The sequence below is a fragment of the Variovorax trehalosi genome (genome assembly GCF_051216415.1).
Taxonomy (GTDB): domain Bacteria; phylum Pseudomonadota; class Gammaproteobacteria; order Burkholderiales; family Burkholderiaceae_C; genus Variovorax.
In genome coordinates, this window is sequence record NZ_JBPJZG010000014.1 from 23,894 (window position 1) to 40,087 (window position 16,194).

At 66.3% G+C, this 16,194-nt stretch carries 13 protein-coding genes; 7 read left to right on the forward strand and 6 right to left on the reverse strand.

Going from position 1 to position 16,194, the window contains the following annotated elements; genetic code table 11:
* Positions 1 to 3: 3 nt before the first annotated feature.
* The 3 genes from ACSFA7_RS32750 (at position 4) to ACSFA7_RS32760 (ending at position 2,139) form a co-directional block, all read left to right on the forward strand.
* Positions 4 to 210: a YbdD/YjiX family protein gene (locus ACSFA7_RS32750; protein WP_013542989.1), complete on the forward strand. Its 207-nt coding sequence runs from the start codon at positions 4 to 6 to the stop codon at positions 208 to 210.
* Positions 211 to 330: 120 nt separating this feature from the next.
* The gene (locus tag ACSFA7_RS32755) at positions 331 to 1,602 is read left to right on the forward strand and encodes a glutamate carboxypeptidase (protein WP_435503222.1); all 1,272 of its coding nucleotides are present in this window, start codon (positions 331 to 333) and stop codon (positions 1,600 to 1,602) included.
* Positions 1,603 to 1,719: 117 nt separating this feature from the next.
* Entirely contained in the window at positions 1,720 to 2,139 is a 420-nt protein-coding gene (locus tag ACSFA7_RS32760; RefSeq protein ID WP_435503223.1) for an SEL1-like repeat protein, read from the forward strand.
* Positions 2,140 to 2,200: 61 nt separating this feature from the next.
* Here the strand turns inward: ACSFA7_RS32760 and ACSFA7_RS32765 are convergent, their stop codons facing one another.
* The 5 genes from ACSFA7_RS32765 to ACSFA7_RS32785 all read right to left on the reverse strand — a co-directional run bounded on the left by ACSFA7_RS32765 (position 2,201) and on the right by ACSFA7_RS32785 (position 8,595).
* Positions 2,201 to 3,856 carry an ankyrin repeat domain-containing protein gene (locus ACSFA7_RS32765; protein ID WP_435503224.1) on the reverse strand — a complete coding sequence of 552 codons (1,656 nt, stop codon included), beginning with the start codon at positions 3,854 to 3,856 and terminating at the stop codon, positions 2,201 to 2,203.
* Between the two features lie 177 nt (positions 3,857 to 4,033).
* Entirely contained in the window at positions 4,034 to 5,242 is a 1,209-nt protein-coding gene (gene metC, locus ACSFA7_RS32770; RefSeq protein WP_435503225.1) for a cystathionine beta-lyase, read from the reverse strand.
* 41 nt (positions 5,243 to 5,283) lie between these two features.
* Positions 5,284 to 6,294: a Bug family tripartite tricarboxylate transporter substrate binding protein gene (locus ACSFA7_RS32775; RefSeq protein WP_435503226.1), complete on the reverse strand. Its 1,011-nt coding sequence runs from the start codon at positions 6,292 to 6,294 to the stop codon at positions 5,284 to 5,286.
* Between the two features lie 53 nt (positions 6,295 to 6,347).
* On the reverse strand, positions 6,348 to 7,922 hold the full coding sequence (locus ACSFA7_RS32780; RefSeq protein WP_435503227.1) for a rhodanese-like domain-containing protein: 1,575 nt from the start codon (positions 7,920 to 7,922) through the stop codon (positions 6,348 to 6,350).
* A gap of 82 nt (positions 7,923 to 8,004) precedes the next feature.
* On the reverse strand, positions 8,005 to 8,595 hold the full coding sequence (locus tag ACSFA7_RS32785) for a cysteine dioxygenase family protein (protein ID WP_435503228.1): 591 nt from the start codon (positions 8,593 to 8,595) through the stop codon (positions 8,005 to 8,007).
* Positions 8,596 to 8,701: 106 nt separating this feature from the next.
* Between ACSFA7_RS32785 and ACSFA7_RS32790 the strand changes: the two genes are divergently transcribed.
* From ACSFA7_RS32790 to ACSFA7_RS32805, 4 genes are all read left to right on the forward strand, one after another.
* Positions 8,702 to 9,580 carry a LysR substrate-binding domain-containing protein gene (locus ACSFA7_RS32790; protein ID WP_435503229.1) on the forward strand — a complete coding sequence of 293 codons (879 nt, stop codon included), beginning with the start codon at positions 8,702 to 8,704 and terminating at the stop codon, positions 9,578 to 9,580.
* Between the two features lie 107 nt (positions 9,581 to 9,687).
* On the forward strand, positions 9,688 to 12,183 hold the full coding sequence (locus ACSFA7_RS32795; RefSeq protein WP_435503230.1) for a type VI secretion system Vgr family protein: 2,496 nt from the start codon (positions 9,688 to 9,690) through the stop codon (positions 12,181 to 12,183).
* Between the two features lie 8 nt (positions 12,184 to 12,191).
* Positions 12,192 to 14,672 carry a hypothetical protein gene (locus ACSFA7_RS32800; protein ID WP_435503231.1) on the forward strand — a complete coding sequence of 827 codons (2,481 nt, stop codon included), beginning with the start codon at positions 12,192 to 12,194 and terminating at the stop codon, positions 14,670 to 14,672.
* Positions 14,669 to 15,322 (forward strand): hypothetical protein, encoded by a 654-nt coding sequence (locus tag ACSFA7_RS32805; protein WP_435503232.1) that lies wholly within the window; start codon positions 14,669 to 14,671, stop codon positions 15,320 to 15,322. The genes ACSFA7_RS32800 and ACSFA7_RS32805 overlap by 4 nt, the downstream gene beginning before the upstream one ends.
* 22 nt (positions 15,323 to 15,344) lie before the next feature.
* Here the strand turns inward: ACSFA7_RS32805 and ACSFA7_RS32810 are convergent, their stop codons facing one another.
* Positions 15,345 to 16,175 (reverse strand): urease accessory protein UreD, encoded by an 831-nt coding sequence (locus ACSFA7_RS32810; RefSeq protein WP_435503233.1) that lies wholly within the window; start codon positions 16,173 to 16,175, stop codon positions 15,345 to 15,347.
* Between the last annotated feature and the right edge of the window lie 19 nt (positions 16,176 to 16,194).

Consider the following 16,194-nt stretch of genomic DNA (forward strand, 5'->3'; position numbering starts at 1 on the left):
CACATGGCCCTCGCATTGCCGGAAGCCGGGCGCTACTTCGCCCGCTCGCTCAAGCAGTCGCTGCGGTTGATGGTCGGCCTGCCCGACTACGACGCCTACCTCACGCACATGGCGGCCACGCACCCGGACCGGCCGCCGATGAGCTACGAGGCCTTCTTCCGCGAGCGGCTGGAGGCGCGGTACGGGGCAGGCAAAGGGCGTTGCTGCTAGGGGCCGATCCGTACTTCGTTCGCTTGACCCGCGCGGAACGCGGGTGATAGCCTGCTTCGCCTGCGAGGAGCAGGCTTTTTTGCGCTGGGCAATCCAGCGAACGAACCGAGAACGGACTCCATGACTTTTTCCAAGCGCCCATTCCCCCTCAAGAACCCCGCGCCGCTGCGCACCGCCTGCCAGGGCGTGCTGCTCGCCTGCGCACTGCTCGCTGCAGCCGGCAACGCCATGGCCCAGAAGCCGCACCAGGGCGCGCTGGATGCGGCCACACAGCAGAAGGACGAAGCGCTGAAGCTTCTCGAGCGCCTGGTCAACATCGACTCCGGCTCGGCCGACACCGACGGACTCTCGAAGGTGCGCGAGATTGCCGTCGATGAATTGCGCAAGCTCGGCGCGCGCATCGAGACCTTTCCGGCGGAGCCGCATCCCGGCACCAACGTGGTCGCCACGCTGACGGGGCAGGGCACGAAGAAGATCCTCATCCTCGCCCACATCGACACCGTGTTCAAGGAAGGCACGGCCACGGCCAAGCCGTTCTACATCAAGGACGGCCGCGCCTACGGCCCTGGTGTCATGGACAACAAGGGCGGCGTGGTCGCCGGCCTGCAGGCGCTGAAGGTGCTGCAGAAGATCGGCTTCAAGGACTATGGGCAGATCACTTTCCTGATCGACACGAACGAAGAGGTCGGCTCGGTCGGCACCAGCGCGCTCATCGAGCGCATCGCCAAACAGCACGACGTGGCGCTGAACCTGGAGCCGGGCCGCCCGGCCGATGGCCTCGTGGTGGAGCGCAAGGGCTCGGCCACCGCGCTTGTCGAAGTGAAGGGGCTGGCCGCGCACGCGGGCGTCGCGCCCGAAGCCGGCCGCAACGCGGCGATGGAAGTGGCGCACCAGGTGCTGCAACTGTCGAAGACGGCGGATGCCGCGAAGAAGACCACGGTCAATTTCACGGTGCTCACGGCCAACGGCCCGACCAACGTGATTCCCGCCACCGCGAGCGCCAAGGGCGACGTGCGCGCCGCCACGCCCGACGAGCTGGACCGCGTCGAGAAGGACCTGGTGCGCATCTCGCAGAACAAGCTGATCCCCGAGACCGAGGTGCGCGTGCGCCTCGTGCGCGGCCTGCCGCCGATGCCGCGTTCGCCCGCATCGGACAAGCTGGTCGCGATGGCCGAGGGCATCTACGCCGAGATCGGCAAGAAGCTCACCATCGAGAGCAGCGGCGGCGCGGCCGACGCAAGCCTGGTGGCGGGCGTGGGCGTGCCGGTGCTCGACGGCTTCGGCATCGTGGGTGGCGGCATCCACACGCCGGAGGAATACGCCGAGGTCGAGAGCGTGGTGCCGCGGGTGTACCTGCTGTCGCGCATGCTGATGGACCTGAGCGCCAAATAACGCGGTGCCCGGCCAAGCCTCAGGCAAGGCCTGAGGCGCCCTGCGTGAATTCCAGTTTTTCTTATGGCGCGCGCAGGGCCACGATGCATCCACATCAATGACATGTGGAGAACATCGATGGCATCCGAACTCAGCCAGCTCACGAGTTGGTCGCTGCGCTGGCGCATCTTCCTGGCGGGCGTGCTTTGCCTTGCGGCGGCGCTCGCCGCTGCGGGTCCGCCCGACCGCAGCCTTGAGCTGCATGCGGCGCAGCGCTTCCAGCTCGCGCTCGAAGCCCAGACCGCCCGCGACTACCGCACGATGCTCGATCAACTGCGCGAGGCCGCCATGCAGGGCGATGCCGAGGCGCAGGAAATGCTCGGCATGGTGCTGCTCACCGGGCCGGTGCTCTACGGCATGTCGGTGCGGGCCGATCGCTGCGAGGCGCGCCAGTGGATGCGCCAGGCGGCGATGCAGGGGAGCGAAACGGCGAAGGTGCAGCTCACGTTTCTCAATCGGCTGCGCAATTCGCCCGCGGGCGTGAAGGCTTGCGACTGAGACCACCGATCCGGTGAAGCAGGGCGCGCAGCCGCGAAGGCCCGCGCGCCGCCCGTTCACGTCAGGGCGCCCTGGACGCGCCCAGCAGGTAGTCGGTCACCTCGTCGGAGAACCACGTGAGCCGCCCATCGACGATCACGCCGTCCGAACCGCCCGGGTCGGGCTGCACCGTGGGCATGCCGTGGGCGACCAGCGCTTCGGCGCAGCCGACCCAGTCACCGTCGTCGGTGGGCTGGTTGAGCGAGGCCCACGACAGCGAGCCGCGCACGTTGTCGCCGAAGCCGTGCTGCTCGGTCCATGTGGCGCCGTGTGCGAGCAGGAAGCGCGTGAGCGCTGCGTCGCCGCGGAACACGGCGTGGTTCAGCGCCGAGCCTTCCCAGTCGCCGCCTGTCGTGGCGATCGGCCAGCCGAGTTCGACCATGAGCTGCACGGCCGCGCCGCAGCCCGGCTGTGCGGCCAGTTCGGGCAGCAGGCGAAATTGCACGGGAGACAGGTTGAAAGGCAACTGCGGATGTTCCGCCTGGATGCGTCGGGCGGCGGGCCCGTCGCCGCGCGCGCATGCGGCGATGAACTGCTCGTCGGGGGGCAACTGCGCATCGCCGCCCGTCCGCTGCGCGAGCAACCGGGCCACGTCCGTCAAGCCGAAGCGCAGCGCGAGCGTGTGGGCATCGATGCCTTCGGGCGTTCGCGCCGAGGCATCGGCGCCCGCGTCCAGCAGCGCCTCGATGTGTGCGGCCGAGCGCCGTCGCCGGATGGCCCACAGCAGCGGCCGCCCCCAGTCGCTCGTGGGTTCGCCGAGCGCGACTTCGTTCGGATCGCCGCCGTGGGCGAGCAGCAACTGCAGCGATTCGAGCTGGTCGAGGTCGAGCACGCGGTAGAGCGCATTCGTGCCGCCGACACGCGCGCCGGCCTTCAGCAGCAGGCGCGTGCAGGCGGGTTCTTCGAGCGAGTGATAGAGCGATTCGCCGTCGTTCGGGTCGGCGCCGGCATCCAGCAGCAGCCGCGTGATTTCCACGTCGCGGTTCTGCCCGGCCGCGCCGTACAGCGCGGACAGCCGATCCTCCTCGGACGGCGAAGCGAGCGACGCGGGCGGCCAGCGGCTGCCGATGGCCTGGTTCGGATCGGCCCCGGCATCGAGCAGCAGCTTCGCGCAGGTGCGCAGGCGCTCGCGAAAGGCTGGCAGTTGCACCAGGCTGGAATACGCGACCGCATTGAGCGGCGGCAGCAGAAGCGGCCCGCCCGCGCGCCGGACCCAGTCCGGATCGCGCGCGATCGCCTCGCGCACCACGTCGGCATCGCCGATGGCGCAGGCGAGGTAGGGGTCGTTGCCCAGGAGGCCCGGGCTTTCTTCGAGCAGGCGTGCGGCCACCGCAGGTCTGGCCATGTTGTTGCCGCCCGAGATCTCGCCTGCATACGCGGCTCGCAGCCAGAGCAGCACCGCGCGCGCCGGATCGTTCGCCTGCGCGATGCGGGCGAGAACGAAGCCCTGCAGATCGACCCACGACACGAAGCCGTACTCGCGCGCGAGGCACGACTGCGCGTCATGCAGGCGCAGGCCGAGCGCGGCAATGGCCGCATCGTCCTTGCCGACGGCAAGGGGGAGGGATTCGCGGAATCGGGAGAAGGCGGCGGTGTCGCCGCTGCGGTAACTGGCAAGCAACTCTTTGGCTTGCTTCTTGAGATGGCCGAGATCCGGCCGGGCGGGAATGCGTTTCACATGAACCTCCGTGCATGAAGCGCCGACGACCCGCAAATCCGGCTGCACAAAGGAGCTGGTGAATGGCGCCGCGCGAGCGCGCGGCAGCATGCGAAAGCAAGTGGGTTCAACCCTTCCCGCGGGCCCGGGCGCGGCTTGCACCGCGGGGCCGATGTTAGGGCATGAGGCCCGGGAGGGTCAACGCGAACCGGCCATGGCCGCGAAGCCGTGTGCAAGATCGCGCTGCAGGTCGGCCGGCGCTTCCAGGCCGATATGCAGCCGCACGACCGCGCCGCGCGCCCTCCAGTCGGTCACGCTGCGCGCCGCGCGCATGTTGGTCCAGGCCACGAGGCTTTCGTAGCCGCCCCAAGACGAGCCGCGTCCGAACAGCGACAGCGCATCGGCGAAACGCTCGACGGCCGCGTTCCCGATGTCTGGCTTGAACTCGAAGGAGATCAGCCCGTTGGTGCCGCTGCAATCGCGCTTCCAGATGTCATGGCCCGGGTGCTGCGGCAGCGCGGGGCAGAACACCGTCGCCACCTCGGACCGCGCTTCGAGCCAGTGCGCCACTTCGAGCGCGTGCCGCTCGTGCATCTGCAGCCGCGCGGACAGCGTGCGCATGCCGCGCAGCACCAGCCAGGCGTCGTCGGGGCTCACGGTCATGCCGAAAGCATCGCAGCGCTCGTTGAGCGGTTGCCAGGCTTCGCGCGTGGTGGCGACGGTGCCCATCATCACGTCGGAGTGGCCCGAGAGGTACTTGGTGGCGGCCATCGTGGAGATGTCCGCGCCGAGTGCCAGGGGCCGGTACTGCACGCCCGACCCCCAGGTGTTGTCGGCCGCGAGCAGCGCGCCGCGCGCGTGCGCGAGTGCGGCCAGCTTCGGGAGGTCGCACATCTCGTAGACCAGCGAGCCGGGGCACTCGGCGTACACGAGGCGGGTTGTCGGCTCGAACAGGTCCTCGATGCCGCTGCCATCCGCCGCGAAGAAGCTGCTGCGGATGCCGTACGGTTCAAGGAACGAATGCACCAGGTTGCGCGTCGGCTCGTACACGCTGTCGGACATCAGCACATGGTCGCCTGGCTTCAGGTACGACAGCAGCACCATGCCGATGGCCGCAAGGCCCGTCGGAAAAAGCCGTGTGCGGTAGGCGCCTTCGAGTTCGCTCACCGCATCTTCGAGCGCGAAGGTGGTGGGCGTGCCGCGCGCGCCGTAGCTGAAGGCGCGCTCGTCACCGCGGCGAGCACGGGTGTCACGCATCGCGGCCACGCTGTCGAACAGCACGGTGCTGGCGCGCACCAGCGGCGCGTTGACGGGCGTGCCGCCGAAATAGGACGGGGATTTTCCGGTGCGCGTGAGCCGGGTATCGAGCGCCTGTACCGCGGGGTCTTCTTTGTGCAAGTCGGACATGGTGGTGTTCTATCGAGCGTGGGCCAAGCCTCTATGGTGCGTCAATCCGCCTTCGCGCCGGAGAGCTTGACGATGCGTGACCACCGGTCGATGTCTTGCTTCAACTGTGCGGCGAAGGCTTCCGACGAGTTGGCCACCACTTCGCTGCCGCCGTCGTTCACCAGCTTGGTCACCTCGGGCAGGCGCAGCGTGCGCACGATGGCTTCGTTCAGGTAGGCCACGCGCTCGGGCGGCGTGCCGGCCGGCGCGAAGAAGCCGTACCAGTCTTCGAAGCGCGCACCGGCATAGCCCAGCTCCTCGAGCGTCGGCACCTTGGCGAACACGCCGATGCGGCGCGGGCTGGTCACGGCGAGCACGCGCAGCTTGCCGTTCTGCACGAGGCCCGCGACCGAGGCGGTCGAGGTCACGAGCACATCGACCTGTCCGCCGAGCAGGTCGGTCAGCGCGGGACCGGCGCCCTTGTAGGGCACGTGCGTCATGTCGACGCCGTTGTCCTTGGCGAGCACCACGCCCACGAGGTGCGAGAGCGTGCCGTTACCGGGCGTCGCGTAGGTCACCTTGCCGGGCGTGGCCTTGGCCTTGGTGGCGAGGTCGGCAAAGCTCTTGAGCGGCGAGTTGGCATCGACCACGAGCGCGAGCGGCGCGGCGTTGATCTGCGTGATCGGGATGAAGTTCTTCACCGGATCGAAGCCGGCCGAGGCGTACAGCGTGGGGTTCACGGCCATGATCGACACCTGCGAGGTGAGCACGGTGTAGCCGTCGGGCCTGGACTCGGCCACCGTCTTGGCGCCGATGTTGCCGCCCGCGCCGCCGCGGTTGTCGACCACCGCGGCCTGGCCCATGATTTCCGGCAGGCGCGTGGTGACCAGGCGCGCCGTCGCGTCGTTGCCGCCGCCGGGCGGGAAGGGCGAGATGAACTTCACCGTCTGCGAGGGAAAGCCGTTGCGCGCGGGCAGCGGGTCGGCCGATGCGGGCTGCAGGGCCAGCGCCGCGATCCACGTGGCGGCGACGGCAAGACGAGCAAGGTGCGAAACGCGGGAAGCAGACGACATGGCAGGACTCCTGGAATAGGAACGGACAACGACGAGCGAGAAGAAAACGGTGGCTAGTGGTGCGATGCGGCGGAGGGCAGCCTGAAGGCCGCGCGCTCCTGTGCATCGAGCTGCGCGACGAGGCCGGTCTCCCACGCGAGGTAGCGGCGCGCGGCCTCCTTGTTGCCGTCGTGCCGGTCGTGCACGAAGAAGAGGTAGTCGATGCAGTCGGCATCGGCGGGCAATGCGGGCGTGGCTTCGACGGGCAGGCCGGCGGTGCGCCATGCGGCCATGCCGCCTTCGAGCAGCAATGGGGCGTGATCGGCGAGTTCGGATTCGGCGGCCCATGCGGCCAGCGCTGCATCGTCGGCGACCAGCACGATCTGTCGCGTCTCGCCCTTCGTGTCGGCGGCGAGGCGTGGGCGGATGGACCAGCGGGCTTGCGGGATGTGGCCGGCGCGAAATTGCATGCTGCCGCGCAGTTCGATCAACGCAACGTCGCTTTGCGCGAGCCGCGCGGACAGCGTTTGGGCATCGATGGTCTTCAACGCGGGGGCGGTCGGCGTGTCAGTGGGGGCGAGCGACAGCCCGCTCGCAAGTCCGCCTTCGAGCACGCTCGCGTCGTGTCCCATCTGCCGCAGCCAGCTCGCGACGGTCGGCGCACGCACGCCGTCGTTGTCGAACAGCACGAGCCGCGCGCCGCGCACGCCGAAGTACTGGTCGCCGGCCTGCATCAGCTGGCCGCCGGGCGTGTGCTGTGCGCCGGGCAGGCTGCGGACCGCGAATTCCTCGGGCGTGCGCACGTCGCAGAGGAACAGGGTGCGATCCGTTTCTGCCGCCCATTGCTGCACGGTCTTCGCGGACACCGTGGGCACGTCGAAGCGTTCGGCGAGCGCTTTTGCCGCAGGACGCAGATCGGTGTTGCCGCTGTCGTCCGCATAGCGCTGCGTGCCACCGTGCGCCAGTTCGTGATCGTTCAGGTACCAGCCCTGCGTGCCGTTTTCCAACGCGTAGACCGGGTTGGGCAACCCGAGGTTGATGAGCGTCTGCGCGCCGATGATGCTGCGCGTGCGGCCCGCGCAGTTGATGACGATGGGCGTGGTGGTGTCGGGCACGAGCTGCCGCACGCGGTAGGCCAGTTCGCCGTTGGGGCAGCAGGTGGCGCCGGGGATGCTCATCTTGTGGAACTCGCTGACAGGGCGGCCGTCGAGCACCACCACCTTGTTCTTGCGCGCGAGCATCCCGGCCAGTTCGTTGGCGCTGACACGAGGCGTGTGATAGACCTCCTCGGCCAGTTCGCCGAAGGTTTTCGAGGGCAGGTTGACGCCGGCGAAGAGCACGTAGCCCGCGGCCTTCCACGCGGGGGCGCCGCCTTGCAGCACATGCACGTCGGTGTAGCCGAGTGCGGCGAGCCGCTCGGCCGAGCGCAGGGCCACGGCGGACTCGCCATCGTCATACGCAACCACCCGCACGCTGCGGCGCGGCACGAGACGCGGCGCATCGACCTCGAGCCGACTGAAAGGCAGCGGGATGCCGTAGAACAGGTGCGCCTCGCCGTACTGGCCGTGCTCGCGCACATCGAGCAGCGCGATCTCGCTGCCGTCGTGCAGCCAGGATTTCAGGGTCTTCGGGTCGATGTGAGAAGTCATGGGGCAAATCGTTGGGGCGAACGAGGTCCTGCAAGGCGCGCGCCTCGCATGAAAAAGAAGATGAATCGAAGAAGGAAGAGGCCTAGCGGCGCGTCTGCACGCCGATGCCCATCGTCTGGTACGTGCCGGCGGCAAGGTCGTAGGCGGTGCGCTGGTTCAGCGTCTCGAGTGCGCGGCCGTACATGTGCAGGTGGCGAATGACTTGTTCGCCCTGGATTTCGACCGAGTGGATGTCTTCGGGCATCAGCGCGATGCCTTGGCCCGGCGCGACGACGACCAGCGCCGTCTCCTCGAGCCTGCCGACGCCCGGCACGGAGCCGTCGTCGGTGCGCGTATACACGCGGTTGTGCTCGGTGCCTTCGACGGCCGCGATGCAGGCCCAGGTGGTGTGGTTGTGCGGCACGATCTTCTTGCCCGGGCGCATCACGTTCAGGTAAAGCGCGTAGCTCTGGTCGGGGTCTTCGGCAATCAGGTAGCGCGCCTGGTGCTCGCCGGCTTCGGGCGGTGGAAAGTCGGCGGCGCCCCAGTACGCGGTGTGGGCGGCCAGGCCTTGCAGCGAATCGAGCACCGCATCGAGCTTTTCGCGGGTTGGTTCAGCGCCGCCGATGGCTTTCTTCATTTCGCCGATCGACGCTTCGACCGCCTGGCGGCGTTGCTCGGAAGGGGTACTCATGCGGTTTCTCCAGTGGGGTTGCCTGTTTGGTGTGCATTCACTGTAGTGACGGCGGCGTGACGCAACAATCCAAGCGGCAGAAGAAACACATCAATAAAATTAATGTATGCCCACGCTCGATCTTGAACTGCTGCGCTCGTTCGCGGCTGTTGTCAGCCATCACAGCTTTGCGGCGGCTGCCGTCCACCTGGGGCGCACGCAGTCGGCGATCACGCAGCAGATGCAGCGGCTGGAAGAGCAGATCGGCCACCCGCTCTTCATCAAGCACGGCCGGCAGAAGCGGCTGACCGAGCACGGCGAACGGCTGCTGAGCTATGCGCACCACATGCTCGCGCTCAACGACGAAGCGCTGAGGAGCCTGCGGCAGGGCCAGCTCGAAGGCAACCTGCGCATCGGCGCGCCGCACGACGTGGCCGAGACCATGCTGCCGCTGTTGCTGACCGAGGTGGCGCGCACCTCGCCGCTGCTGCAACTGGACATCCACATCGGCCGCAGCCCGTACCTGATGACTTCGCTCAAGAGCGGCGAGGTCGACATGATCATCTCCAACCGCGCCGATCCGCAGGCGCAGTTCGAAGGCGTGGTGCTGCGCAACTCGCCCACCGTATGGCTGTGCGCGGCGAGCTATGTACACGACCCGACGAAGCCGGTGCCGCTGATCATGGCGGACGGGCCGAGCATCTTCCGGCGCATCGGGCACGAGGCGCTCGATGCCGCGGGCGTGGCGTGGACGCCGCGGTACACATCGTCGAGCCTGATCGGCATCAAGGCGGCGCTGAGGGCGGGGCTCGGTGTGACCGCACGAGGCGTGGAGCAGCTTGATGCGGGATTGCGGGTGCTCGGCGCGGGCGACGGCATGCCGCGGCTGCCTGATCTCGCGTACTACCTGTATGTGCGCAGCCATGTGGTGAACCCGGTCACGCGGCAGGTGTTCGAGACGTTGAAGAAACACCTGCGGTTGCCGCGGACCGACATGCCGGCCTGACGGCGAGGCATGACATATCTCCTGTGATCGGCGGTTTTATGGCCGTGGGCTCGCATGGGTGACCATTGTTCTCAGTGTTATCCCGGGCCAGCCGGAACACTGCGGCGATGCCTTCTTCACGCACGCTCCAAATCCAAAGTCCCGCCATTCCTGTTTTCCTAGGCCGCCCGGCGCTGGAGCCTGTGCGCTTGTCGGGCCGGGAATGCGTCAACGAGCTCTTCGAATACGAGTTGCTGCTCAAGACGCCCGACAGCCTGAACCTGGGTGCCAGCGGTGCGGCGGATTTCAACCTCGATGACTTCATCGGGCGAGAGATCAGTTGCCTCATCGAACTCGACGAAGGCGCGCCGCGCGAGATCAACGCGCTCATCACCGACGCGGCCTTCTGGGGCGAGGAAGGGCGGCATGTGCAATACAGGCTCACCTTGCGGCCATGGCTGCACCTGGCCACGTTGTCCGTCGACTGCAGGATCTTTCAGAACCTGAGCGTGGTGCAGATCCTCGATGCGCTGCTGGCCGACTACGCCTTCCCGCTCGACAAGCGCCTGATGGAAACGTATCCGGTTCGCGACTACCAGACCCAGTACAACGAGAGCGACTTCGATTTCTTCTGTCGTCTCTGCGAGGAGTGGGGCATCAGCTATCACTTCGAGCACGCCGAAGAAAAGCATCGCCTCGTTCTTTGCGACGGGATGGGCGCATACGGCACCAGCGAGAACGCGGCGTATCGGCAGATCGAGTACCACCCGCCGGGCTGGAGACCCGATACCGAATACCTCCACAGCGTTGTTCCCCGCCATCAGCTCACCAGCGGCCGCTATGCGACCCGCGACTACGACTACACCCGGCCTCGCGCCGACCTGGGCGCGAGCCGCAAGGCGCCGCGTCCGACCGGGCAAGCCGACCAGGAGGTCTACCAATGGCATCATCCGCGCGCCGGCAGCCACCATGCGCAACCTCGGGCGGGCACAGAGGCCGCCAACGATCCCCAGGGCGACGGCCATCAGTTCGCCTTGTTGCGCATGCAGGCGTTGCGCACGCACGGGGCGCGAATGCAGGCCAGCGGCAATCTGCGCGGCATGGCAGCGGGCCGCACGTTCAAGCTCGAAAAGCATCCCAGCGAGCGCGCCAATATCGAGTACCTGATCCTGGAGGCGCGCTTCCTCATCGAGGACATCGCGCAGGACAGCCAGGTCAAGGAGGCTGCGGCAGACAGAAAGCAGCAGTGGCGCATCAGCGTCGACCTGACGGCCCATCCCGTCGTCGAAGTGCTTCGTCCCGTGCTCGCTCGTTCGAAGCCTTTCACGCACGGCCCCCAGGTTGCCGTTGTCGTGGGACCCGAAGGCCAGAACCTCTGGACCGACGAACTCGGCCGTATCAAGGTTCAGTTTCCCTGGGACCGGCTGGGCCGGAAGAATCAGCACAGCAGCTGCTGGATTCGCGTGAGTTCGTCGTGGGCCGGCAACCAGTTGGGCGGCGTGCACATTCCGCGCATCGGGCAGGAAGTCATCGTCGACTTCATCGGCGGCGATCCGGACCTGCCGGTTTGCACGGGGCGCGTGCACAACCAGTCGAACCTGCCGCCGTGGGCGCTGCCCGGCCAGGCGGCGCTCTCGGGGTTCAGGTCGAGGGAACTGACGAAGGAAGGCGGTAACAGCGCTGCGGGCCGCAGCAATCACCTGGTCCTGGACGACACAGACGCGAAGATCCAGGCGCAGCTCAAGTCCGACCACCTGCACAGTCAGCTGAGCCTGGGGCACATCACGCGCATCGAAGACAACGCGGGGCGCAAGGATCCGCGCGGCGAAGGGTTCGAACTGCGCACCGACGGGCATGGTGCCGTAAGAGCCGCGGAAGGGTTGTTGATCACGACCGAGACGCGCGCCAATGCCCGCGGCCATATCAAGTCCATGCACGAGACGCTGGCGCGCCTCACAGGAAGCTACGAGCAGCACGAGAACCTGTCGGTGGCGGCACAGCAGGCCGAAGCCCACGCGACAGGTGACCAGGATGCAGTGATCCTGGCGCTGAAGGCGCAGAACGACGCGATCGTGGGGACGGGTGGGAGCGGAGCCGAAGGCAGCTTCCCTGAACTGGCCGAGCCACACCTCGTGCTGGCCAGTCCGGCGGGCATCGAGAGCACGACGGCGCAGTCCACCCACATGGCCAGCGGCGCGCATCACGCATTGACGAGCGGTGGGCACACCAGCGTGAGTGCGGGCAAGAGTTTTCTGGTCAGCGTGAAGGAGTCCATACGCATGTTCTCGTACAAGGCGGGCATCCGACTGGTGGCGGCCGGCGCGAACATCGAACTCAAGGCGCTGCAGCAGAGCATTCACCTGCTGGCCAAGCTCGATATCAAGCATGCCGCCCATCGCATCACGATCACGGCGAAAGAAGAAGTGGTGATCAACGGCGGCGGCAGCTTCAGCCGCTGGAATGCGCAGGGCATCGAGCATGGCACCCAGGGGCAGTGGGTCGAGCATGCGGCCAGCCATGCCCTGGTTGGGCCGATGAGCAGGCCGGTCGAGGTGGCCGCCTTTCCGCGCCCTGAGCTGACCCTTGCTTCACGCAAGGACGCGGCTTTCCCTTTTTCTCTCTGAGCGCCGGCATGATCATCAGTCCTCCCTTTCTGCCCGATCGCGCCGGGCAATCCGAAGAAGCCTGGCTCGACGCCGCAATGGCGCAGCCCGCATCGCGGCTGGCGAGCACCAACGCACCGGAAGGCTCGTTTCCCTTGAGCCTGAAGCTGGGGTGGCACAACGGGATTCACATTCAGGCGCCTCGGTCCGGTGGCAGGCATTTGCCCGTGCGGGCGATTGCCGACGGCAAGGTGGTTTTCGTCCACACACCGACGGCACCGAACAACGACGTCAAGCACCCGCTCAACTACAACCCTTTTCATGCCGACACACCTACGCCGGCATGGACCAGCGACGGGTTCGTCGTCGTCGAACACAGGACGGAGCTCGGTGCCGAAGGAAACGCCGTCACCGAGGTCGTCTACTACAGCGCCTGCATGCACCTGGCCAGCATTGCGCACAGCCCGAAGACGAAGGCCCCGTGGGCAGTCGGCGATGCTGTCTATCGCAAGGATGAATTGGGAACGCCCGGTCAAATCTACGGACACGAGGGGCAGATTCACTTCGAGATCTGCTGCGACGAGGCGAATCTCCGGCGGCTGACCCGGCGCGGGCCGAACTGGGTCGATCCGCTGGATCCGCCGGCGCCTGTGGCCGATGGTCGTACCGATAGCGTGTTCGGCAGTGTCTACATCTACTTGCCAGCAGGTACGCCTGCCAGTACGAGCATGCCCACCAGTCAGCTGCGCGTGGTTGGTGCAGCTGCAGGCGTAGGCAGCGCCGCATCCGATCGCTTCCCGCCGAGCATTCTGCAGGTTGCCCAATGGGTGCAGATCACCAGCGAAAAGGGTGCCACAACACTCGTGAGCTACGACCGATGGGGTGCACGAGTCGGTGCACCAAGGAGCGACAGTCGATACGACTACATCGTTGCTGCCAACGTGCCGGCCGCCGACAAGGCCTCAGCAAGCCAGAGTTTCGAATACGACCTGTACACCGTCTGCAACGACCGCCACAGTGCGTTGGACGCACCCACCCGCGCCACGAGCAGCCCCAGCGGTTGGTACGAGTTGCTGCGCTTCGGACGCAATCTCGGAACCGATCCGCTGCCGGCCAACGCTGCACATTGGCGCAAGGTTGCTACGCCCGCAGGCGAGGTCTGGGCAGATCTGAATGCACCGGGCACCTTCAAGTTCAGCGACGCGGACTTCCTGCCGGTCATGGGTTGGAACTGCTTCGACGACGACCCGAATGTGGATCTGCGATGCGACTCGCTGCACATGAAAACGCTGATCCGCGATCCCGACCCGAAGAATGAACAACGTATGGAGCGTACGCAGCTGGCGATGCGGCTGGGTGATGCGAGCGTGAGGACGAAGCTTCGTCGCGCGATCTGCAAGTTCCCGAGCGAGTGGGATCGCACGACCATTGAAGCCCGCTACGGCTGGCTGGAGACCGAAGATTTCAAGTCGACGGACGACGATGCGACGGGCGCGCAGAAGTGGGATCGCTTTGTGAAGCATGCGCGTGCGGTCACCTTTGCCGATCTGCCGAAGGCGTTTCTGGATGCCGATTGGCGGTTTCATCCGGGGGAGTTCGTAGGGCTGGTGCGCAAGTGCGGGTGGTTGAGCGGCAAGGAGTTCGAACAACTTGTCCCCACACATGCATTGCGCTATGGGAGGGAGCCGCGCAGCGGGGCCGAGGGGTACTTGTGGGAGTCGATTCCAGTGCGCAATGGCGATGCACAGAACAATCCCGTGCTGAGAGATCATCGAGTTCCGCTCAATCGGATGATGCGCAAGTACGCCGTCCATACGCCGATGCGGCAAGCCTGCTTTTTGGGCAATGCGATTCAAGAAACGGGATGGCTTGGAAGGCTGAGCGAAGGCGGCGGATCGACTTACTGGTATACGCCTTGGCATGGTCGCGGATTCCTGCAACTCACCCATGCCAGCAATTACATCGCCTATTGGACATGGCGTGGGCGACCAATCTCTCCGGGGTTGAAGGGGGCGTTGACGGCCGCGCAGGCCACAGAGCAGGGCAAAAGCATCGGCCTTCGAAACAAAGCCGCCATGCAGGACGGCAACTTTGCGGCGCTGACCCAGGAAATGGTGGCGTGGCGTCTTGCCGTCGAAGGAGGATCCAGATCGGCGCCGGGAGAAGACGCGCTGGCCCCATCCGACAGTGCCGGTTTCTATTGGGCATCGCTCAGAATGGCGCAGTATGCCGACGCGGCGCACGCGCTCGCCCGCGTTGTGGTTACTACCGTCAATGGGCAAGGATCACGGGTCTACTACCGCAGCCTGGCATTTTGGCAAGCGTCCGCCGCGGTGAATCTGCCTGCCAGGATCGCCAGCCCATATAGCCCGGCGTTGAACGGCTTCGATTCGCGTTGCTGTGCGTACGGATATGCCATCGCCGTGCTGTCGGAAGAAAAATTTCCCGATGCGGCGGGCGCGCTCAGCCTGGAATTCCCAGAGGGCTATGCCCCTAGGAGAGTTGCATGACGCGACTGATCGCATTTTTGATGGCGTATGCGTGCGCTTGGTGCGCTCACGGCCAAGCGGTAGTCAAACCCATATTTCCTGAAATTCGAGCATCGACCGTCGCCAATTTCGGCCCTGGCTGCCGCATAAGGATCGCCAGACCCGAGACGTCCGAGTTTTCAATCGCATATCGCCCCGACGGTGAACGCGGGGGCGGGGCGTTAATTTTGAGAGGTTTGAGGTTGTTTCCCGGCGAATGGATTCTGGGGCTGAGTTGCTACCCTGCCAATGAAGGACATGTGCGCAACGGTTGGGCTGTCCCTGTGGGTAATGGGGGCTGGCGATCCAATGACAACGAATCGAGCATGGAGATGGGTCGGCTCAACGCGCTCAGCTTTCATGACCTGGTTTCAGTCAACGCGCGCGGCTGGGCTGTTGCCGTGGACGACACCGTTGGAGATGAGCGCTTTCGCCAGCGCACCTTGTTCTATTGCATCGTTCGCGGCCCCAAGGCCATTTGCGGCAACAACGAAATGGGCTACTTGAAAGATATCCATCGCGACCCGCGCGCAGACATGACGCCTCAAGCGATCTGCCTTTTGCGCAGCATCGAATTCCTGGAAGATGCGCCGCCGGACCCGTTGTCAGAATCTGCTCACCATCCCCGATGAGGCGGACTTGCGGGATTGCTCTTCAGGTCGACCAGATCCGCGGCGTAGCTGCCGGCAATCCCCACAACTCTCCCCGCCACGCCTGCCACACCTGTCGCAGCAACTGCATCGCAGGCTCCACCACAGGCGCCAGCACACGCAGCACAACCACCTCTCCATGCGGGCTGGTCGCACCAGCGCTATCGAACAGTTCGTGCGCCTCAAGCAATCTGCGCGCATGCCCCAGCAGCACTTCGCGTCGCGCCCGCGTCGCCGGCGAGCCCGACACGAAGAACAGCGACGCGATGCACTTGTGGCCGCCGAAGCCCAGCGGACTCTGCAGCAAACGCTGATCCGCCGCATCAATACGCCCCCGCTCCAGCCACACCCCCGGCACTTCGATGTGCTGCAGATAGGTGCCCCGCTCGAACGGCTGGTTCGCATTCGGCAAGCCGAGCGCGGTCACGTCCCAACCGATCATCTCGGCGCCCGGTTCGACTTCGATGGTCAGCCGGTTCTCCGCCTGACAGCCGCTGTAGCAGATCCCCTCCAACGGCAGCCATTCGAGCCGCGCGCCCTTGGCAAGCCGGATGCGCGTGCGCTGCAGCGCCAGCTCGCCTTCGGAGCGATAGAAGCGGGAGGCACCCGGCGTCGTGATCAGCCCATGGCTGCCATCCGCGCCCTCGATGTCGATGTCGAGCGTGTCCCCCCCGACCAATCCACCCGGCGGATGCACCAGCACGTTGTGGCAGATCGCATCGCCTTCGGGATACAGGCTCTGCAGAATGCGCAGCGGCCCGTCGTGACGGAAACGGGCGACGGTGCGGTCGGCTTCTTTTTTGTAATCGAGGTGGAGACGGGCGTGCCAAGGCATGCGTCGAGTCTATCCAGCC